This window comes from Streptomyces sp. NPDC048481, assembly GCF_043200075.1.
Taxonomy (GTDB): domain Bacteria; phylum Actinomycetota; class Actinomycetes; order Streptomycetales; family Streptomycetaceae; genus Streptomyces.
This window is the reverse complement of record NZ_JBICXC010000004.1, coordinates 491,134-510,989: the sequence shown is the minus strand read 5'-3', so window position 1 is coordinate 510,989 and position 19,856 is coordinate 491,134. Positions and strand designations below refer to the sequence as shown.

20 protein-coding genes are annotated in these 19,856 nt (G+C 73.7%); 12 read left to right on the top strand and 8 right to left on the bottom strand.

Annotated elements, in window-relative coordinates:
- Positions 1-225: 225 nt before the first annotated feature.
- Positions 226-531, bottom strand: coding sequence for a hypothetical protein (locus ACGFSH_RS16350; RefSeq protein WP_393348938.1), 306 nt, complete (start codon positions 529-531; stop codon positions 226-228).
- 245 nt (positions 532-776) lie between these two features.
- On the opposite strand from ACGFSH_RS16350, the gene ACGFSH_RS16345 reads away from it, so the two are divergent.
- From ACGFSH_RS16345 to ACGFSH_RS16310, 8 genes are all read left to right on the top strand, one after another.
- Positions 777-1,055: a type II toxin-antitoxin system Phd/YefM family antitoxin gene (locus tag ACGFSH_RS16345; RefSeq protein ID WP_393348936.1), complete on the top strand. Its 279-nt coding sequence runs from the start codon at positions 777-779 to the stop codon at positions 1,053-1,055.
- A 263-nt stretch (positions 1,056-1,318) separates the two neighbouring features.
- Complete coding sequence (locus tag ACGFSH_RS16340) at positions 1,319-1,621, top strand: urease subunit gamma (RefSeq protein WP_393348934.1); 303 nt, start codon at positions 1,319-1,321, stop codon at positions 1,619-1,621.
- 14 nt (positions 1,622-1,635) lie between these two features.
- Positions 1,636-1,947: an urease subunit beta gene (locus tag ACGFSH_RS16335; RefSeq protein WP_393348933.1), complete on the top strand. Its 312-nt coding sequence runs from the start codon at positions 1,636-1,638 to the stop codon at positions 1,945-1,947.
- A complete protein-coding gene (locus tag ACGFSH_RS16330) occupies positions 1,940-3,661 on the top strand; it encodes an urease subunit alpha (protein WP_393348931.1) in 1,722 nt (573 codons plus the stop codon). The genes ACGFSH_RS16335 and ACGFSH_RS16330 overlap by 8 nt, the downstream gene beginning before the upstream one ends.
- 25 nt (positions 3,662-3,686) lie before the next feature.
- Positions 3,687-4,361 carry an urease accessory protein UreF gene (locus ACGFSH_RS16325; protein ID WP_393348929.1) on the top strand — a complete coding sequence of 225 codons (675 nt, stop codon included), beginning with the start codon at positions 3,687-3,689 and terminating at the stop codon, positions 4,359-4,361.
- Between the two features lie 166 nt (positions 4,362-4,527).
- Positions 4,528-5,205, top strand: coding sequence for an urease accessory protein UreG (gene ureG / locus ACGFSH_RS16320; RefSeq protein WP_393348928.1), 678 nt, complete (start codon positions 4,528-4,530; stop codon positions 5,203-5,205).
- A 1-nt stretch (position 5,206) separates the two neighbouring features.
- Positions 5,207-5,965: an urease accessory protein UreD gene (locus ACGFSH_RS16315; protein ID WP_393348926.1), complete on the top strand. Its 759-nt coding sequence runs from the start codon at positions 5,207-5,209 to the stop codon at positions 5,963-5,965.
- A 116-nt stretch (positions 5,966-6,081) separates the two neighbouring features.
- Positions 6,082-7,680, top strand: coding sequence for an alpha/beta hydrolase (locus ACGFSH_RS16310; protein WP_393348924.1), 1,599 nt, complete (start codon positions 6,082-6,084; stop codon positions 7,678-7,680).
- 82 nt (positions 7,681-7,762) lie between these two features.
- Here ACGFSH_RS16310 and ACGFSH_RS16305 read toward each other — a convergent pair whose 3' ends face one another.
- From ACGFSH_RS16305 to ACGFSH_RS16280, 6 genes are all read right to left on the bottom strand, one after another.
- Positions 7,763-8,497, bottom strand: a complete 735-nt coding sequence (locus ACGFSH_RS16305) for a lysophospholipid acyltransferase family protein (RefSeq protein ID WP_393348922.1) — start codon at positions 8,495-8,497, stop codon at positions 7,763-7,765.
- 139 nt (positions 8,498-8,636) lie between these two features.
- Positions 8,637-9,896, bottom strand: a complete 1,260-nt coding sequence (locus tag ACGFSH_RS16300; protein WP_393348920.1) for a PP2C family protein-serine/threonine phosphatase — start codon at positions 9,894-9,896, stop codon at positions 8,637-8,639.
- A gap of 77 nt (positions 9,897-9,973) precedes the next feature.
- Complete coding sequence (locus ACGFSH_RS16295) at positions 9,974-12,661, bottom strand: SpoIIE family protein phosphatase (protein WP_393348918.1); 2,688 nt, start codon at positions 12,659-12,661, stop codon at positions 9,974-9,976.
- Between the two features lie 109 nt (positions 12,662-12,770).
- Complete coding sequence (gene rocD, locus ACGFSH_RS16290; protein WP_393348916.1) at positions 12,771-14,000, bottom strand: ornithine--oxo-acid transaminase; 1,230 nt, start codon at positions 13,998-14,000, stop codon at positions 12,771-12,773.
- Positions 13,997-14,818: a dimethylargininase gene (gene ddaH / locus ACGFSH_RS16285; RefSeq protein WP_393348914.1), complete on the bottom strand. Its 822-nt coding sequence runs from the start codon at positions 14,816-14,818 to the stop codon at positions 13,997-13,999. The genes rocD and ddaH overlap by 4 nt, the downstream gene beginning before the upstream one ends.
- Before the next feature lie 156 nt (positions 14,819-14,974).
- Positions 14,975-15,460 carry an Lrp/AsnC family transcriptional regulator gene (locus ACGFSH_RS16280; protein WP_393348912.1) on the bottom strand — a complete coding sequence of 162 codons (486 nt, stop codon included), beginning with the start codon at positions 15,458-15,460 and terminating at the stop codon, positions 14,975-14,977.
- Positions 15,461-15,539: 79 nt separating this feature from the next.
- On the opposite strand from ACGFSH_RS16280, the gene ACGFSH_RS16275 reads away from it, so the two are divergent.
- Genes ACGFSH_RS16275 through ACGFSH_RS16260 form a run of 4 tightly spaced genes read left to right on the top strand, consistent with a single transcriptional unit; the run spans position 15,540 to position 19,634 of the window.
- Positions 15,540-16,304 (top strand): LytR/AlgR family response regulator transcription factor, encoded by a 765-nt coding sequence (locus tag ACGFSH_RS16275; protein WP_393348910.1) that lies wholly within the window; start codon positions 15,540-15,542, stop codon positions 16,302-16,304.
- Between the two features lie 2 nt (positions 16,305-16,306).
- Complete coding sequence (locus tag ACGFSH_RS16270) at positions 16,307-16,705, top strand: hypothetical protein (RefSeq protein WP_393348908.1); 399 nt, start codon at positions 16,307-16,309, stop codon at positions 16,703-16,705.
- On the top strand, positions 16,702-18,432 hold the full coding sequence (locus ACGFSH_RS16265; RefSeq protein ID WP_393348906.1) for a cation acetate symporter: 1,731 nt from the start codon (positions 16,702-16,704) through the stop codon (positions 18,430-18,432). Before ACGFSH_RS16270 ends, ACGFSH_RS16265 begins: the two co-directional genes overlap by 4 nt.
- A complete protein-coding gene (locus ACGFSH_RS16260) occupies positions 18,429-19,634 on the top strand; it encodes a sensor histidine kinase (protein WP_393348904.1) in 1,206 nt (401 codons plus the stop codon). Before ACGFSH_RS16265 ends, ACGFSH_RS16260 begins: the two co-directional genes overlap by 4 nt.
- On the opposite strand, the gene ACGFSH_RS16255 is transcribed toward ACGFSH_RS16260, so the two are convergent.
- Positions 19,635-19,805 carry a hypothetical protein gene (locus ACGFSH_RS16255; protein ID WP_329407527.1) on the bottom strand — a complete coding sequence of 57 codons (171 nt, stop codon included), beginning with the start codon at positions 19,803-19,805 and terminating at the stop codon, positions 19,635-19,637. It lies immediately after the preceding gene.
- Between the last annotated feature and the right edge of the window lie 51 nt (positions 19,806-19,856).

Sequence of the window (19,856 nt, the reverse complement as noted above, 5' to 3'; positions counted from 1 at the left end):
CTCTGATGGGTGATCAGGTGCCGGACCTCCGTAGTGGCTCTCACCAGCCATAACGTGGTCGATTTCGCTCGCCGGGCGTCTCTCCGCGCAACTTTTCGGTGTCCGGGCGAACAGTGGACGTTCTGCCGAACGGGGGTACGTCTTCTGGGTCGTTTGGTCTCCGGCCCGGCCGTCACGCGCGCACCCCGTGACGGCCGGCGGGAGACGCGCCGGGCCGAAGCGGGGTCAACTCCCGGCGAGCGGGGGCAGCGTGACGCGCGCCGTGCGGCGCTCCCCGTCCAGGACCCGCAGCGCCCGCGCCAGCGTCGGCGCGTGCAGCTCGCTCTCGCCCCGCTGGTGCATCAGCGTCAGCGCGTCGCGCAGCGCCGCCGCCTTGGCCACCAGCGCCTGGGCGGCGCGCAGCCCGCGGTAGGTGTCGCCCTGGTGGGCGGGATTGATGCGCCCGAGCAGGTCGACGACGTCCAGGTATCCGTCGATCAGCTCGGCCTCGGCGCGCGTCAGCGCGGGGAGCGGCGGCAGTTCGGGCACCATCGTCGCCTCACCCCCGGCCCTGGGACTCGGCGGACGTGCCGCGGCCCTGAGGGCCGGCCGGCGTCCCGCGCCCGGAGCCCGTGCGTTCGGTGAATCCGGGCAGGACATCACGGGCTGACGGTGGTCGGTGCATCGGTGCCCCCTCCTTCTGCGCCCGGCCTGCGTCGCCGGCCTCCCGCGGCCGGCCTCTGCGTCTGGCGCATCCGTAAAAAATGTACAGGACGTACGTGACGTTAGAATGAGACATGGCCTACGAGATTCCGGTGACGCAAGCGAGGGCAGAGCTCGCCGATCTGATCAACCGCGTGGTGTACGGCGGCGAGCGCGTGGTCGTGACGCGGCACGGCAAACCCCTCGTCGCCCTGGTCTCCGCCGCCGATCTGGAGCGCCTCGACGAACTCGACCGGCCGGCGGAGCAGCCGGTGGTCGGCTCGGTCACCGCCGTGCGCGAGGTCGCGTCCGCTCCCCGCGAGCAGCACCGCTTCGGCGTCACGGCGGAGTACCGGGGGCCGGGCCCGTCGTAGCCGCTCCACGCAGCCCCTCCGTATACGGCGGCCACCGCCCCCGCCTCCCTCCGGGTGGCCTTCGGACGGCCCGGACGCCGTCCGGCGACGTCCCCGGCCGTCTCGCGTCTGCGCTCCGCAGATGCGCTCCCCGACACGCACCGCTCGGTTAACGTGCTCGAAACGCGCTCCCACTAGCCTGCCGATCCAGCCACCAGGGGCTTTCTCCCGTGGCCGCGGCAGCCGGGCCCCGCACGGCCCGCAGCGAGGATGTGAGGTGGGACGTGCAACTGACCCCGCACGAGCAGGAGAGGCTGCTGATCCACGTGGCGGCGGACGTCGCCGGGAAGCGCCGGGACCGCGGCCTCAGGCTCAACCACCCCGAGGCGGTGGCCCTCATCACCTCGCACATCCTGGAGGGCGCGCGGGACGGCCGGACGGTCGCCGAGCTGATGGCCTCCGGCCGCAAGCTGCTGACCCGAGACGACGTCATGGAGGGCATCCCCGAGATGATCCACGACGTCCAGGTCGAGGCCACCTTCCCGGACGGCACCAAGCTCGTCACCGTCCACGACCCGATCGTCTGACGGGGGAGGCCGCCGTGATTCCCGGAGAGATCCTCTTCGCCGAGGACGCGATCGTGTTCAACGAGGGCCGTGAGATCACCCGGCTCACCGTGCTCAACGCCGCCGACCGGCCCGTCCAGGTCGGCTCCCACTACCACTTCGCCGAGGCCAACCCCGGTCTGGAGTTCGACCGCGCGGCCGCCCGCGGCAAGCGGCTCAACGTCGCCGCCGGCACCGCCGTGCGCTTCGAGCCGGGCATCCCCGTCGACGTCGAACTCGTCGGCCTCGCCGGAGCCCGCGTCGTCCCCGGTCTGCGCGGCGAGACCGGAGGCCCCCTCGATGCCTGAGATCTCACGGCCCGCCTACGCCGACCTGTTCGGCCCCACGACCGGCGACCGCATCCGGCTCGCCGACACCGACCTGCTGATCGAGATCGAGGAGGACCGCTGCGGCGGCCCAGGGCTCGCCGGCGAGGAGGCGGTGTTCGGCGGCGGCAAGGTCGTCCGCGAGTCGATGGGGCAGTCGCGTGCCACGCGCGCGGACGGCACGCCCGACACCGTCGTCACCGGAGCGGTCGTCGTCGACCACTGGGGCGTGGTGAAGGCGGACGTCGGCATCCGCGACGGGCGGATCACCGGCATCGGCAAGGCCGGCAACCCCGACACCATGGACGGCGTCCACCCCGGCCTGGTCATCGGCCCCGAGACCGAGATCATCGCCGGCAACGGGCGCATCCTGACGGCCGGCGCGGTCGACGCGCACGTGCACTTCATCTGCCCCCAGATCGCCGACGAGGCCCTGTCCTCGGGCGTCACCACCCTGGTCGGCGGGGGCACCGGGCCGGCCGAGGGCTCCAAGGCGACCACCGTGACCCCCGGCCCCTGGCACCTCGCCCGGATGCTGGAGGCGATGGAGCAGTACCCGCTGAACGTCGGCTTCCTCGGCAAGGGCAACACCGTCTCGCAGGACGCCATGCTGTCGCAGATCCGGGGCGGGGCGCTGGGGCTGAAGCTGCACGAGGACTGGGGCTCGACCCCGGCCGTCATCGACGCCTCGCTGACCGTCGCCGACCGGACCGGCATCCAGGTGGCCATCCACACGGACACCCTCAACGAGGCCGGGTTCGTGGGCGACACGCTCGCCGCGATCGCCGGACGCGGCATCCACGCCTACCACACCGAGGGCGCGGGGGGCGGGCACGCGCCCGACATCATGACCGTCGTCTCGGAGCCGCACGTCCTGCCCAGCTCGACGAACCCGACGCGCCCCTACACGGTGAACACCGCCGAGGAACACCTCGACATGCTGATGGTGTGCCACCACCTCAACCCGGCCGTGCCGGAGGACCTGGCGTTCGCCGAGTCCCGGATCCGGCCGTCCACGATCGGCGCCGAGGACGTCCTGCACGACCTCGGGGCCATCTCGATCATCTCCTCCGACTCCCAGGCCATGGGCCGGGTCGGCGAGGTGATCCTGCGGACCTGGCAGACCGCGCACGTGATGAAGCGGCGGCGCGGCGCGCTCCCCGGGGACGGCCGGGCCGACAACCACCGCGTCCGCCGCTACATCGCCAAGTACACGATCAACCCGGCCCTCGCGCAGGGCCTCGCCCGCGAGATCGGCTCCGTCGAGAGCGGCAAGATCGCCGACCTCGTGCTGTGGGAGCCGGCGTTCTTCGGCGTCAAGCCGCACCTCGTCCTCAAGGGCGGGCAGATCGCCTACGCGCAGATGGGCGACGCCAACGCCTCCATCCCGACGCCGCAGCCGATCCTGCCGCGTCCGATGTACGGCGCGATCGGCCGGGCGCCCGCCTCCAACTCGTTCAACTTCGTGGCGCCGCTCGCGATCGAGGACGGACTTCCCGAACGGCTCCAGCTGGGCAAGAAGTTCGTCGCCATCGACTCCACGCGTGCGGTGACCAAGGCGGACATGCGGGAGAACGACGCCCGCCCCCGGGTCCGGATCGACCCGGACAGTTTCGCCGTGCACATCGACGGCGAACTCGTCGAGGCGACGCCGGCCGCCGAACTGCCCATGGCCCAGCGCTACTTCCTGTTCTGACCGGCGTGGAGCAGAGGACATCGACGTGACAGCGGCAGCACTTCTCGTCCTGGCCGACGGCCGCTTCCCCGCCGGAGGGCACGCGCACTCCGGCGGGGCGGAGGCTGCGGTGAAGGCGGGCCGGATCACCGACGCGGCGAGCCTGGAGGCGTTCTGCCGCGGCCGGCTGCACACGGCGGGACTGGTCGCCGCGGCCCTCGCCGCCGCGGCGGCCGCCGGGGCGGACCCGGCCCTGCTCGACGCGGCGGCGGACGCCCGCACGCCGTCCCCCGCGCTGCGGACCACCTCCCGCAGACTGGGCCGGCAGCTCCTGCGGGCCGCCCGCGCCACCTGGCCGGGCGGCGAACTGGACGCCGTGGCACAGCGGTTCCCCAAGGGCGCCCACCAGCCCGTGGTGCTGGGCCTGACGGCGCGGTCGGCCGGCCTCGCACCGGCCGACGCGGCGTACTGCGCCCTGTACGAGAGCGTGAGCGGACCGGCCACCGCCGTGGTGCGGCTGCTGAGCCTCGACCCCTTCGAGGCGACGGCGGTACTGGCCCGGCTCGCGCCGGAGCTGGACCGGCTGGCGGACCGGGCGGTGGCGTCCGCGGCGGCGGTGCCCGCCGAGGGCGCCGACGCGCTGCCCGCGGCGTCCGCGCCGCTGCTGGAGATCGGGGCGCAGGCGCACGCGGCGTGGCCGGTACGGCTGTTCGCCTCGTAGCCCTTCTCGCCCGCCGCCCGCCGCCCGCCGCCCCCCGCCGTCGTCCCGTCCCCTCCCCTTCCGATCCGATCCCGGGGGCTTCGCCCCCCCCCAGGCCCCCGTTCGGCCCCGAAAGGGCCACGTCCCCGAACGCCGGACGGGCTGACCAGACCAGGAGCCGTCAGCCATGCACCTCGACCACACCCCGCACGGTCCCGCCGCCGTCGGCGCCGACGCCCGCCGGCCCGACGGCTCGCGCCGCGCCCTGCGCATCGGACTGGGCGGCCCCGTCGGCTCCGGCAAGACGGCCACCGTCGCCGCCCTGTGCCGCGCCCTGCGCGACCGGCTGTCCTTGGCCGTCGTCACCAACGACATCTACACCCGCGAGGACGCCGAGTTCCTGCTGCGCGAGGCGGTGCTGCCTCCGGAGCGGATCACGGCCGTGGAGACCGGCGCCTGTCCGCACACCGCCATCCGCGACGACATCTCCGCCAACCTCGAAGCCGTGGAGGACCTGGAGGACGAGGTCGGCCCGCTGGACCTGATCCTCGTCGAGTCCGGCGGGGACAACCTCACCGCCACCTTCTCCAAGGGGCTCGTGGACGCGCAGATCTTCGTCATCGACGTCGCCGGCGGGGACGACATCCCCCGCAAGGGCGGGCCCGGCGTCACCACCGCCGACCTGCTCGTCGTCAACAAGACCGACCTCGCGCCCCACGTGGGCTCCGACCTCGCCCGGATGGCCGCCGACGCGAAGGCCCAGCGGGGTGAACTGCCCGTCGTTCTCCAGTCGTTGCGCGGTGAGAACGGGGTCGCCGACGTCGCCGCCTGGGTACGGGCGCGGCTCGCCGCCTGGACGGCGTGACATGGGCGGGGTGCACGCCACCGCCCGGATCGAGGCGCGCGCGGACGCGCGCGGCGGGACCTCGCTGCCCGTCCTGGAGAGCGACGGACCGCTCGCCCTGCGGCGCACCCGGGGGACCGGCGCCGAGGCGCGCGTCCTGCTCGTCGGGGCGATGAGCGGCCCCCTCGGCGGCGACCGCTTCGCCGTGCGGGCCGACGTGGGCGACGGCGCCCGGCTGCGGGTGGGCTCGGCCGCCGCGACCATCGCCCTGCCCGGACAGACGAAGGACGCCGCCCGCTACGACGTCTGCCTGCGCGTCGCCGACGACGGTGAACTGCACTGGCTGCCCGAGCCGTTGATCTCCGTCCGGGGCAGCGACCTGACCGTCGTCACCCACGTCGAACTCGGCGCCGGGGCGCGGCTGGTGTGGCGGGAGGAACAGGTGCTCGGGAGGGCGGGGGAGGAGTCCGGCCGCCTCACCGCACGCCTGGTCGTACGGATCGCGGGCCGCGTCGTGCTGGACCAGGAACTGGCCTGCGGACCCGGTGCACCCGCCGGCTGGGACGGCCCGGCCGTGCTCGCGGGACATCGCGCCGTCGGTCAACTCGTTCTCGCAAGCCCGGAGTTCGCACAGCGCCCGGTGGAGCCCGCGATGCTCGGGGAACACGCCTGTGTCATGCCGCTGGCCGGCCCCGCAGCGCTGGTCACCGCCGTCGCGCCCGACGGACTGCGGCTGCGGCGCGTGCTCGACGAGGCGCTCGCCCACCTGCCCATCCGTTGAGCGGTACTTCTCTTTCCGGTTATCGGATTGGCAAAGAAGGTCAACGACACCTTTTCTCAGGAGCCTCACAGCCGCAAGGATCCTGACTGCCGCCATAAAAACAGGGGAGTTTGCACTTGAAGGACATACGACCGAACAAGCGCATCGCAGCGCTGGGCTCGGCGGGCGCACTCGTCACCGCGACCCTGATCGCCGGTGCCGTCGCGGCGCCCACGGCCGGCGCGGCCAGCGGCCGCCCGGGTCAGGACCGCGAGGCCCGGGGCGCCGCCGTCGCCGCCGAACGCGCGGCGAAGGCAGGCATCGACTGGCAGGCCTGCCCGGCCGACTGGGGCCTGGAGAAGCCGATCCAGTGCGGCTGGGTCACCGTCCCGCTGGACTACGCCCGGCCGAACGGCAAGAAGATCAAGCTGGCCGTGGACCGCATCGGCAACACGGGCACGGCGAAGCAGCGCCAGGGCGCGCTCGTCTACAACCCGGGCGGTCCCGGCGGCTCCGGCCTGCGCTTCCCGCGCCGCGTCACGACCAAGGCGCCGGTGTGGGCCAACGTGGCCAAGGCCTACGACTTCGTGGGCTTCGACCCGCGCGGCGTCGGCCACTCCGCGCCCATCACCTGCACCGACCCGCAGGAGTTCGTCAAGGCGCCCAAGGCCGACCCGGTGCCCGGCAGCGAGGCCGACAAGCTCGCCCAGATCAAGCTCGCCCGCGAGTACGCCGACGGCTGCTACGAGCGCAGCGGCGAGATGCTGCCGCACATGACCACGCCGAACACCGTGCGCGACCTGGACGTCATCCGGGCCGCCCTCGGCGAGAAGAAGCTCAACTACCTCGGCGTCTCCTACGGCACCTACCTCGGCGCGGTCTACGGCACCCTCTTCCCGGGCCACGTGCGCCGGATGGTCGTCGACAGCGTCGTCAACCCGTCCCGCGAGAACATCTGGTACCAGGCCAACCTCGACCAGGACGTCGCCTTCGAGGGCCGCTGGAAGGACTGGCAGGACTGGGTCGCCAAGAACGACGCGGCCTTCCACCTCGGCACCACCCGTGCCGACGTCCAGAACAAGTGGCTGCAGCTGCGCGCCGCCGCGAAGAAGAACCCCATCGGCGGGGTCGTCGGCCCGGCGGAGCTGATCTCCTTCTTCCAGAGCGCCCCGTACTACGACTCCTCGTGGGTCCCGGTCGCCACCGTCTTCAGCAAGTACTTCGCGGGAGACACCCAGGCCCTCGTCGACGCCGCCGCGCCGGACATGACCGACACGGCCGGCAACATCTCCGCGGAGAACGGCAACGCCGTCTACACGGCCGTGGAGTGCACCGACGCCAAGTGGCCCACCAGCTGGCGGAAGTGGAACGACGACAACACGCGGCTCAACAAGGACTACCCGTTCATGACCTGGGCCAACGCGTGGATGAACCTTCCGTGCGCCTACTGGCCGGTCAAGCAGCAGACCCCGGTGGACGTCACCACCCACAAGGGCCTGCCGCCGGTCATGATCGTGCAGTCGACCGACGACGCCGCCACCCCGTACGAGGGCGCCGTCCAGCTGCACCGCCGCTTCAAGGGCTCGCGCCTGATCACCGAGAAGAACGCGGGCTCCCACGGTGTGACCGGGCTGGTCAACACCTGCATCAACTCCCGGGTGGACGCCTACCTCCTCACCGGGAAGCTGGACCGCGCGGACGTGACCTGCGCGCCGCACGCCACGCCCACGCCGTAAGCACCCCCGGCAGGCAGTGAGGGGCGGCCGGAGCGATCCGGCCGCCCCTTCGGCGTCGCCCAGAACCTCTCCTGATGTGCCGTCAGTCCTGCCGCGTCCGCCGGAACGGACGCGGCCGCTCCCGCTTCTCGGCCCTGGCCTCGGCCTCCTGAGCCTTGGCGACCGCCGCGTACTGGTCCACGTACTCCTGCCCCGACAGCGTCAGGATCGCGTACATGATCTCGTCGGTGATCGCCCGCAGCACCGCCTTCTCGTTCTCCATGCCGAGGTAGCGGGAGAAGTCGAGCGGCTCGCCGAAGCGGATCGCCACGGGGTGCAGGGTCGGGATCTTCTTGCCGGGCGGCTGCGCCTCGAAGGTGCCGATCATCGCGCAGGGGATCACCGGCGCACGGGACTTGAGGGCCATCACCGCGACGCCGACCTTGCCCTTGTAGAGGCGGCCGTCGTGCGAGCGGGTGCCCTCCGGATAGATGCCGAGCAGCTCGTCCTTCGCCAGCACGCCCAGCCCTTCCCGGATGGCCGCCTGGCCGGCCTCCTTGCCCGAGCGGTCGACCGGGATCTGGCCGGCGCTGCGGAAGAAGGCCGCGGTCAGCCGTCCCTTGACGCCGGGACCCGTGAAGTACTCGGCCTTGGCGAGGAAGGTGATGCGGCGTCTGAGGATCGCGGGCATCAGGAAGTGGTCCGAGAACGACAGGTGGTTGCCCGCGATGATGGCCGCTCCCGAGTCCGGCACATGCTCCAGGCCCTCTATGCGGGGGCGGAAGAGGAGTCTCAGCAGCGGCCCCAACACCACGTATTTCAGGAGGTAGTAGAACAAAGGGAGTCGCTCCTCGTGTCCGGCGGATCGGCTCGCCGCCGTGTTCCAGCAGGTCAACCGGCATGGCGTGGGGTGTCAGTGTAGGGGCAGGCGGCGACCGCCGGAACCGTGCCGATCCGGCCCGCTCAGGCCCGTCCCGTCACAGTCGCACGACGACCAGGGCGGTGTCGTCGGTCGCGCCGCCGGTCGGCAGGAGTTCCCACAGGACCGCGTCGGCGAGGGCCTCGGGCTCGGCGGCGCGATGCCGGGCCAGGGCGTCGGCGAGGCGGTTCAGACCGGTGTCGATATCCTCCCGCCGCCGCTCCACCAGCCCGTCGGTGTACAGGGCGAGGGTCGCGCCGGTGTCGTACGAGGTGCTCGCCTCGGTCCTCGGAACCGGGTCGGGGAGGGCGTCGAGCGGCGGGTCGGTGGCCCGGTCGAGGAACTCCACGCGCCCGTCGGCGTGGACGAGGACCGGCGGCGGGTGCCCGGCGCTGCTGTAGGCGATGGTGCGGCGGTCGAAGTCGATGAACGTGGTGACGGCGGTGGCCGACTCGGCGCCGTCCACGACGTGCGCGTACCGGCCGAGCACGTTGAGCGCCTCGGCCGGGCCCTCCGCGACCCGGGAGGCCGCGCTCAGCGCGCTGCGCAGCTGGCCCATCACCCCGGCGGCCGCCAGGCCGTGTCCCACGACGTCGCCGACGGACACGCCGATGCGGTGTCCGCCGACCAGGTCGACCAGGTCGTACCAGTCCCCGCACACGTTGAGCGCGCCGACCGCCGGCCGGTAGCGCACGGCCGCCCGGTGGTGACCCACGTGCAGCCGGGCCGGGAGCATCGCCTCCTGAAGGGCGAGGGCCACCTCGCGTTCACGGGCGTGCGCCAGGCGCAGCCGCTCGTTGAGCTCCTGGAGCTCGCGGGCCCTGGTGTACAGCTCGGCCTCCAGGACCCGGCCCCGGCTGCCGGGCCGCGCCCCGCTCCCGTGCCCGTCCGCCGCCCGCCCGCCGCGCGCCCGGATCAGCTCGGTGACCTCCTCGACGCGGTGCGCCAGCAGGACCACCGACCCGTCCGGGCCGAGGACCGGCGCGTTGACCGGGCTCCAGTAGCGCTCGTCCCACTCGCCGGGGCGCTCGGCGGACTCCACGTCGTAGCGCTGCAACGCCATCGTGTCCCGCTCGCCGGTGGCCAGCACCCGGCGCAGCGAGGCCTCCAGGTTGCGCATGCCTTTCGCGGAACCGTCGTCGGGGTTGTCGGGGAAGACCTCGAAGAGGTGCCGGCCGACCATCTGCTCGCGGCTGCGGCCCGCCACCCGGAGGAACTCGGCGTTGACGTCCGCGTACACCAGCTCGGGCGTCAGCAGCGCCACCATGCCGGGCAGGGCCTGGAACACCGCCGCGTAGTCGATCGCCGTGTCGTTCATGGCTCGCGCCCCATCCGCCGGTTTCGCGCCATTTTCTCATGGTGTGCGGCTCATCGGCTCGGCGTCGGCCGCGACGGTCATCCGTCGGGGCAGATGAGCGACTGCTCCGCCCAGATGACCTTGCCCTCGGGCAGGAACCGGGTGCCCCAGCGCCGGCTCACCTGGGAGACCAGCAGCAGCCCGCGGCCGCCCTCGTCGGTGGCGCGCGGATGGCGCAGGTGGGGCGCGGTGGCGCCGCCGTCGAAGACCTCGCAGACCAGGGTGCGCTCGCGGATCAGCCGCAGCCGGATCGGTCCGCTCGCGTACCGGATGGCGTTGGTGACCAGCTCGCTGACCACCAGCTCCGTGGTGAACGACAGTTCCGCGAGCCCCCACTCCGCCAGCCGGCGGCTCGCGGTCTTGCGGGCCTCGGCGACCGCGGCCGGCTCGGCGGGCAGCTCCCAGTCGGCGACCCGGTCCGGGCTCAGCCGCCGGGTGCGGGCCATGAGCAGCGCGACGTCGTCGTGCGGCCGGGCCGGCACGAGGGCGTCGATCACGGTCCGGCAGCGCAGGTCCAGCGCGCCCGCGGACCGCTCCAGCGCGCGCCGCAGCCGCTCCCGGTCGCTGTCCAGCGCCCACTGCCGGCCGCGGGCCAGCAGCCCGTCCGTGTGCAGCGCGAGGGTGGCGCCCTCCGGGAGGATCACCTCGGTCGACTCGAACGGCGGACCGCCCGCGCCGAGCGGCGGCCCCTGGGGCAGGTCGACGAAGGTGACGGCGCCGTCGGGGGCGACCACGGCCGGGGCCGGATGGCCCGCCGCCGCCATCACGCACCGCCCGTCGACGGGGTCGTACACCACGTACACGCACGCGGACCCCGCCGCCCGGGCGCCCTCGGCCCGGGGGCCCGCGGTCACGTCCTCCTCCTGGTCCATGCGGGCCACCTGGTCGTCGAGGTGGGCGAGGATCTCCTCGGGCCGCAGGTCGAGGGCGGCGAGGGTGCGCACGGCGGTGCGGACCCTGCCCATCGCCGCCGCCGCGTCGATGCCGTGTCCGGGCACCTCGCCGACCACGAGGGCGACGCGGGCCCCGGACAGCGGGATCAGGTCGTACCAGTCGCCGCCGAGCCCGGTCAGCTCGTCGGCGGGCCGGTAGCAGGCGGACACCTCCACCGCGTCCTGCTCGGGCAGCCGGCGGGGGAGCAGGCTGCGCTGGAGCACCAGCGCCGCGTCGCGCTCCCGCGTGTAGCGGCGGGCGTTGTCGACGCAGACGGCCGCCCGCGAGACGAGGTCCTCGGCCAGGGCGAGGTCGTCCTCGTCGAAGGGCTCGCGCCGGCCGTCCCGCAGGAACGTGGTGACGCCGAGGGTCGTGCCGCGGGCCCGGACCGGCACGATCAGCGCGCTGGGCGGCTCGGCCCCGGCCGGCAGCCGGGGCAGCCAGTCCTCGGCGGCCGGGTCCAGCCGGTCGGCCCGCCAGGGCCGCCCGCCGACCAGACAGCGCACCGGCGGCGAGTCACCCCGGTGGACGACCACGGGCGGCCCCTCCTCCTCGCCGTCCCCGTCCCCGTCACCGCCCAGATCCGGGAGCCCGTCCCCGACCCCGTCCGCACCGCCGGGCGGTCCCGTGTCCTCGTGCCGGTTCTCGCCCGGAACCCGTGCTCCGCCGCGGTCCCGGTCGGCGTCCCGCCCCGGACCGACACCCTCGCCCCCGCTTCCGGACCACTCCCGGTCCCGGACCCCGTCCTGGTCCCGGCCGCCGTGCGGGAGCCCGCCCTCGCCCTCGGACCCGCCCCCGGGCTCGTCGTCCTCGGGGGCGCCGGCCGTCCGGTGGCCCGCTCTGCGCAGACGGACGCGGCCGCCTGGTCCGTCCGTCGTCGGGACCGGTGCGGGCTCGGCGCCCCGCAGGACCCGCTCCGGCAGGTCGACGGCGACGACGTCGGCGAACCCGGGCACGGCCGCGTCGGCGAGCTCCTGAGCGGTGCGGCCGATGTCCAGGCTCCTGCCGATGCGCCGGCTCGCGCCGTCGAGCAGCGCGAGCCGCCGCCTGGCGCGGTGGCGGTCGGTGATGTCGACGACCGTGTAGTAGACGCCCATCGGACGGCCGTGGTCGTCCTCCAGCCGGGTGAACGACAGCATGTGCGCGGTCTCGCGGTGCGGCGCGGCGCGGACGTGCCCCACGTGCTCGTAGCCGACGACGGGTTCACCGCTCTCCAGTACCTGCCGCATCCGCGCCTCGATGGCCTCGGAGTCCAGACCGGGCTGCACGTCGGCCATCCGCAGCCCCAGCCGCAGCTCGGGCGGGCCGCCGCCGAACGCGGAGAGGGCCTCGTTGGACCACACGTAGCGCAGGTCGGTGTCCACGATCGCTATGCCGATCGGGGCGCCGGCGACCATCTGCTCCAGGACGGAGCGGCTCATGCTCCAGCCGTGCGCGTCGCCCATCTCGTTGAGCATCACCAGCCAGCGCGCCCGGCCGCCCGGCTCGTGCGCCGAGGTGATCCGGGCCATGACCGGGACCGGCCGGCCGTCCCGGCGCAGGGCGGACAGCAGCCCGGCCCAGCCGCCCTCCCGCCGGCACCGCTCCAGAACGTCGGGGACCCGTCCGGCGTCCCCGTGCGCGAGCAGGCGGGACAGGTCCTCGCCCACCGCCTCGGAGGCCGGGTAGCCCAGCAGGCGCTCGGCGTCCCTGGTCCAGCTCGTGACCACGCCCCGCGTGTCCAGCAGCAGGGGGGCGGTGTCCGCCACGTCGAACCGCCGGCGGGCAACGTCGTCCTCATCGTGTGCGCCCACGTCGACCTCTCTGTCGCCGAGAGTGGTCTGCCACCTCCTGACCCAGTCCTCACACTGCCCGCACGGCAGCGGCCGGGCCACCCGAGCGCCGGCCGCGCCGCACCGCCGTTCAGGCCCCCCGCGTCAGCACCTTCTCCAACGAGGCGAGCGCGTCGACCAGTTCCTCGGCCGTGATCGTCAGGGGCGGGGCCAGCCGGATGGTCGAGCCGTGGGTGTCCTTGACCAGCACTCCCTCCCGCATGAGCAGCTCGCTCACCTCGCGGCCGGTGCCGAGCGCCGGGTCGACGTCGACGCCCGCCCACAGCCCCCTGGCCCGGAAGCCGACGACGCCCCTGCCGACCAGCCCGGACAGCCCGTCCCGCAGGACGACGCCCAGCTCGGCCGCCCTGCGCTGGAACTCGCCCGTCTCCAGCAGCTCCACCACCGCCGTGCCGACGGCCGCGGCCAGCGGGTTGCCGCCGAAGGTCGAGCCGTGCTCCCCCGGGTGCAGCACCGACAGCACCTCCCGCCGGGCCACCACCGCGGACACCGGCACGATGCCGCCGCCCAGCGCCTTGCCCAGCAGCAGGACGTCGGGGGTCACGCCCTCGTGGTCCACGGCCAGCGTCCGGCCGGTGCGTCCGAGGCCGGACTGGATCTCGTCCGCGACGAACAGGCAGTTCCTGCGCCGGGTCAGCTCCCGCACCCCGGCCAGGTAGCCGTCGTCGGGCACGACCACGCCCGCCTCGCCCTGGATGGGCTCGATCAGCACCGCCGCCGTCGTCTCGTCGACCGCCTCCTCCAGCGCGGCCAGGTCGTTGTACGGGACGACGCGGAAACCCGGCGTGAACGGTCCGAATCCGGTGCGGGCCGTCTCGTCCGTGGAGAAGCTCACGATGGTCGTCGTGCGCCCGTGGAAGTTGTCCGCGGCGACCACGATCGTCGCCCGGTCGGCCGGCACGCCCTTGACGTCGTACGCCCATTTGCGCACCACCTTGACGGCGCTCTCGACCGCCTCCGCGCCCGTGTTCATGGGCAGGACCATGTCCAGGCCGGTCAGCCGCGCGAGCCGCTCGGCGAACCCGGCCAGGCGGTCGTTGTGGAACGCGCGGGAGGTGAGCGTGAGCCGGTCCAGCTGGCGGTGGGCCGCCTCGATCAGCGCCGGATGACGGTGGCCGAAGTTGAGGGCCGAGTAGCCGGCCAGCATGTCGAGGTAGCGGCGGCCCTCGACGTCCTCCACCCACGCGCCCTCGGCGCTCGCGACGACCACGGGCAGCGGATGGTAGTTGTGCGCGAGCACGGGCTCCTCGGCGCGGATCAGAGCGGCGGAGGAGCGGACGGGCACGACGGGTGCGGTCATGAACGGATCTCCTGGGTGCAGCACTTGATGCCGCCGCCGGCCTTCCGGAACTCCGAGAGGTCGACGGGGACGGGGACATAGCCGCGCTCGCCGAGCCGCGCGGCGAGCGTCTCGGCCTGCGGCGCGATGAAGACATGGCGACCGTCGGAGACCGAGTTCAGACCGAACGCCATGGCGTCGTCGCGCGTGGCGAGGACCGCGTCCGGATACAGTCCGGCGAGCACCGCGCGGCTGCCGGCGGAGAACGCCTCCGGGTAGTAGGCGATGTTTCCGTCGTGTCCGCCGTCGAGGACGAACAGCGCCGTGTCGAGGTGGTAGAAGTGCGGGTCCACCAGGGTCAGGCTGATCACCGGGTGGCCGAAGAACTCCTGCACCTCCCGGTGCGCCTCCCGCGTGGTGCGGAACCCGGTGCCGGCCAGCACGTAACGGCCGGTCCACACCAGGTCCCCCTCGCCCTCGCAGACGGACGTGGGCCGGTGGACCTCGTAGCCCGCCGCGCGGAACCAGGTGTCGTAGTGGTCGGACTCGGGCCGCCGCTCGGGCGCGTGGAACAGGGAGCCGAAGACCCGGCCCGCGACGACCACGGCCGAGTTGGCGGCGAACACCATGTCGGGCAGACCGGGGGCCGGCTCCACGGTGTCCACCGTGTGGCCGTGATCGCGGTAGGCGCGGATCAGCGTCTGCCACTGCTCCTGCGCCAGGTCGACGTCGACGGGGCTGTCGGGACGCATCCAGGGGTTGATCGCGTACTGCACGGCGAAATGCCGCGGTTCGCAGACGAGGAAGCGCCGGGGGCGCCGCACACGGGTCTCGGACACAGAGGGGGTCCTCCGTTTCCCTGCGGGTGTCGACTGAGGGTTGACACCACGGTAGGAACTGACAGGCACGCACGACAAGCGAGGAGCATTGCGTGTCCGCGCAGTAATGCTGCGTGATGATCCGTGCAAACGCAGGCTTGCTGCGCCCCCGGAGGTTTATTCGGGAGCGGGCTGGGTCGCGCCCGCCTCCGGGCTGTCCGGCAGCAGGTGGGACAGGACCATCACGCTGATCGTCTTGCGGATGAACGGCTCGGCCCGGATCCGCTCCAGCACGTTCTCGAAGTGCTCCACGTCCCGCGCCCGCACATGCAGCAGGGCGTCCGCGCCGCCGGTCACCGTCATCGCCGCGGCGATCTCCGGATGGTTGCGCACCACCTCCGCCAGCCGCCGGGGAGGCGCGGCGCCCTCGCAGTACACCTCCACGTACGCCTCGGTGCGCCAGCCCAGCGCCGACGGCTCCACGGTCGCCGTGAACCCCGTGATCACCCCGGTCTCCCGCAGCCGGTCCACCCGGCGCTTGACGGCCGTCGACGACAGACCGACCGCGGTGCCGATCTCGGCGAAACTCGTCCTGGCGTTCGCCATCAGAGCGTTGATGATCTTCCGGTCGAGTTCGTCGAACGGGGCGGGCGCGCTGCTCATGCGGGCACTGTAGGACAGCACGGCCGCCCGCACCCCCGTACATGTCCAGCGGCGCCGATCGCCCCTACACTCCACCTTCATGCTGCGCGCCCTCGCCGTCGACGACGAACGTCCCTCGCTGGAAGAGCTGCTCTACCTGCTCACCGCGGATCCCCGCGTCGGCAGCGTGGAGGGCGCCGGCGACGCGACCGAGGCGCTGCGCCGCATCAACCGGGCCCTGGAGTCCGGACCGCACGGCCCCGAGGCCGTCGACGTCGTCTTCCTCGACATCCAGATGCCCGGCCTCGACGGACTCGACCTCGCGCGCCTCCTCACCGGCTTCGCGCGACCGCCCCTGATCGTCTTCGTCACCGCCCACGAGGACTTCGCCGTCCAGGCCTTCGACCTCAAGGCCGTCGACTACGTCCTCAAGCCCGTGCGCAAGGAACGCCTCGCCGAGGCGGTCCGCCGGGTCGTCGAACGCAGGACCGCCGAACTGCGCGGCGCCGCCCCGCCCATCCCCGTGCACGAGCCCGACCCGGACCACATACCCGTCGAACTCGGCGGCGTCACCCGCTTCGTCGCCGTCGACGACATCACCCACGTCGAGGCCCGGGGCGACTACGCCCGCCTGCACACCGACCGCGGCAGCCACCTCGTCCGCATCCCGCTGTCCACACTGGAGGAGCGCTGGCGCGCCCGCGGCTTCGTCCGCATCCACCGCCGCCACCTCGTCGCCCTGCGCCACATAGGCGAACTGCGCCTGGACGCGGGCACGGTGAGCGTCCTGGTCGGCGGCGAGGAACTCCAGGTCAGCCGCCGTCACGCGCGCGAACTGCGCGACCTGCTGATGCGGAGGCCGTAGCCGTGCCCCACCAGGACCCCGCGGAACGCCGCGTCGTCGTCACCGGCCCCGCCCGCCGCAGCCTCCCGCACGCCCGGCAGCGCTCCCGCGGGCGCCACCCCCAGTCCTCCGGCCACCACCGCCCGCGCACCGAGATCGACGAGCAGACCACCCTCGGCCACACCTACGTCCGCTCCCTGATGCGCTCCCAACTGCGCGCCGCCCTCGCGGTGTTCGCCGTCCTCGCCCTCCTCGTCGGCCCGCTGCCCCTGCTGTTCGCGGCGATGCCCGACGCCCACCGCCTTCAGTGGGCGGTCCTCGGCTTCTGCCTCTACGCGCCGCTCGTCCTGCTCGCCCGCTGGTACGTGCGCCGCGCCGAGCGCAACGAACGCGACCTCGTGCGCCTGGTCGAGGACCGGTGAACCCGGCCTTCGCCGTCCCGGCCGTGGCCCTGGTCGTGGTCGCGACCGTGCTCGTCGGCGCGTTCGGCCTGCGCATCTCCCGCACCACCTCCGACTTCTACGTCGCCTCCCGCACCGTCGGCCCCCGCCTCAACGCGGCCGCCATCAGCGGCGAGTACCTCTCCGCCGCCTCCTTCCTCGGCATCGCCGGCCTCGTCCTGGTGCAGGGCCCCGACATGCTCTGGTACCCGGTCGGCTACACCGCCGGCTATCTGGTGCTGCTGCTGTTCGTCGCCGCCCCGCTGCGCCGCTCGGGCGCCTACACCCTCCCCGACTTCGCGGAGGCCCGCCTCGCCTCGCAGGCGGTCAGACGGCTCGCGGGGGCCTTCGTCGTCGGAGTGGGCTGGCTCTACCTCATACCCCAGCTCCAGGGCGCGGGACTGACGCTGACGGTGCTGACCGGCGCACCCGACTCGCTCGGCGGCATCATCGTCGCCGTCGTGGTCACGGCGACGGTCGCCGCGGGCGGCATGCGCAGCATCACCTTCGTGCAGGCTTTCCAGTACTGGCTCAAGCTCACCGCGCTCCTCGTGCCCGTCCTGTTCCTGGCGCTCGCCTGGCACGGCGACGGCGCCCCCCGCGGCGCCTTCGATGAACCGCCCGCCTTCCGCGACCAGCGGGTGGTCCGCGTCGACGCCACCCTCGACCTTTCACTGGAGCGCCCGCTGACCGTCACGGTGGACGGCACCGTCGACGGCCACCCCTACGAGGGCGCCGTCCTGCGGCTGCCCGCGGGCTCCCACCACATCGAGCAGGGCGCGCGCCTCACCTTCGCCCGCGGCGCCGCCGTCCCCGCCGCCGAGCGCGGCAGCAACGGCGGCATGTCGACCTCCCTGGCGGCCGGCCGCGAGGAACGCCCGCTGTACGCCACCTACGGGCTGATCCTCGCCACCTTCCTCGGCACCATGGGCCTGCCGCACGTCGTCGTGCGCTTCTACACCAGCCCGCACGGGGTCGCCGCCCGCCGCACCACCGTCGCCGTCCTCGCACTGATCGGCGCCTTCTACCTCCTGCCCCCGCTCTACGGCGCCCTCGGCCGCCTCTACACCCCCGAACTGGCCCTCAGCGGCGACGCCGACGCCGCCGTCCTGCTGCTGCCCGACCGGGTGATCGGCGGCCTCGGCGGCGACCTGCTCGGCGCACTGGTCGCCGGGGGCGCGTTCGCCGCGTTCCTGTCCACGGCGTCCGGGCTGACGATGGCCGTGGCGGGCGTCCTCACGCAGGACGTGCTGCCCACCCGGGGCGTACGGCACTTCCGGCTGGGCACCGGGCTCGCCATGGCCGCGCCCCTCGCGGCGAGCTTCCTGGTCGGCGGCCTGCCGGTCGCCGACGCGGTCGGGCTGGCCTTCGCGGTGTCGGCGTCCTCCTTCTGCCCGCTGCTGGTCCTGGGCATCTGGTGGCGGCGGCTGACCCCGCCCGGCGCGGCCGCCGGAATGCTGGTGGGCGGCGGGTCGGCCTTCGTCGCCGTCGCGGCGACCATGGCGGGCCTGCCCGGCACGGGTTCCGTGCACGCCCTGCTCGCCTGGCCGGCCCTGTGGTCCGTGCCGCTCGGCTTCCTCACCATGGTCCTGGTGTCCCTGGCCACCCCGGGGCGCGTCCCGGCCGGCACGGCGGCGATCCTGGCCCGCTTCCACCTGCCGGAGGAACTGCGCACCGACGAACTGCGGGCCGCGGAGGCGAGGGCGTGAGCGGCTTCCTCGCGGGTGTGTGCATCGCGATCCTGCCGTTCCTCGCCGCCGGCTTCTGGCTGGGCCGCCGCACCGCCCGCCCGCAGAGCCTGGGCGGCCTGGGCACCCCCGTCGAGCACGCCACCTTCCAGACCCTGCACACCGCCTCCCTCGCCTCGCCCCCGCTGCGGGCCGGCCTCACCGAGGAGACGGCCCGCAGATCGGCACGCCGGCTGCGCACCCTGCTCGGCACGGACGCGCTGTGCCTGACCGACCAGCAGGAGGTGCTGGCCTGGGACGGAGTGGGATCCCATCACCGCACCGAGATCATGGAGCGGCTGGCCGGCCCGTTGGAGAGCGGCCGGGGCGAGGCCTTCCGCCTCACCTGCGAGCACGCCGACTGTCCCGCGCGCTGGGCCGTGGTGGCCCCGCTCACCGTCGACGACCGGGTGCACGGCGCCCTCGTCGCGTGCGCGCCCCGCGAGTCCGCCGTCCTGGTCCGGGCGGCCGGGGAGGTGGCCCGCTGGGTGAGCGTCCAGCTGGAGCTGGCCGACCTCGACCGGTCCCGCACCCGGCTCATCGAGGCCGAGATCAAGGCCCTGCGCGCCCAGATCTCCCCGCACTTCGTGTTCAACTCGCTCGCCGTGATCGCCTCGTTCGTGCGCACCGACCCCGAGCGCGCCCGCGAACTGCTCCTGGAGTTCGCCGACTTCACCCGTTACTCGTTCCGCCGGCACGGCGACTTCACCACCCTCGCCGACGAACTGCACGCCATCGACCACTACCTGGCCCTGGTCCGGGCGCGCTTCGGCGACCGCCTCGCCGTCACGCTTCAGATCGCCCCCGAGGTCCTGCCGGTGGCCCTGCCGTTCCTGTGCCTGCAACCGCTCGTGGAGAACGCCGTCAAGCACGGGCTGGAGGGCAAGGCGGACAAGTGCCACATCCGGATCACCGCGCAGGATGCGGGCGCCGAGGCCCTGGTCGTCATCGAGGACGACGGCGCCGGCATGGACCCGGTCGTGCTGCGCCGCATCCTGGCCGGCGAGGCCAGCCCGTCCGGCGGTATCGGCCTGTCCAACGTGGACGACCGGCTGCGCCAGGTCTACGGCGACGACCACGGCCTCGTGATCGAGACCGCGCTCGGGGCGGGCATGAAGATCACCGCCCGGCTGCCGAAGTACCAGCCGGGCGTCCACTCGGCGGGCCGGCTCGCCCCCGGCTGATCAGCCCGTTCTCGTCACCACCAGGGCGAGCGTGATCAGCCCCAGCACGACCCAGCCGAACCACAGCCAGCCGTTGCTGCCGAGCGCCACCGTGTAGGCGGTCACCATGACGAGCCCGCCGACGGTGAGCACCCCCATGGTCTTCGTGGAACTGTCCGTGGTTCCGGCCATCGCGACACCCTCCTAGGGGCCGCCCCTGCGCAGGGCGTGTCCCCCTCCATG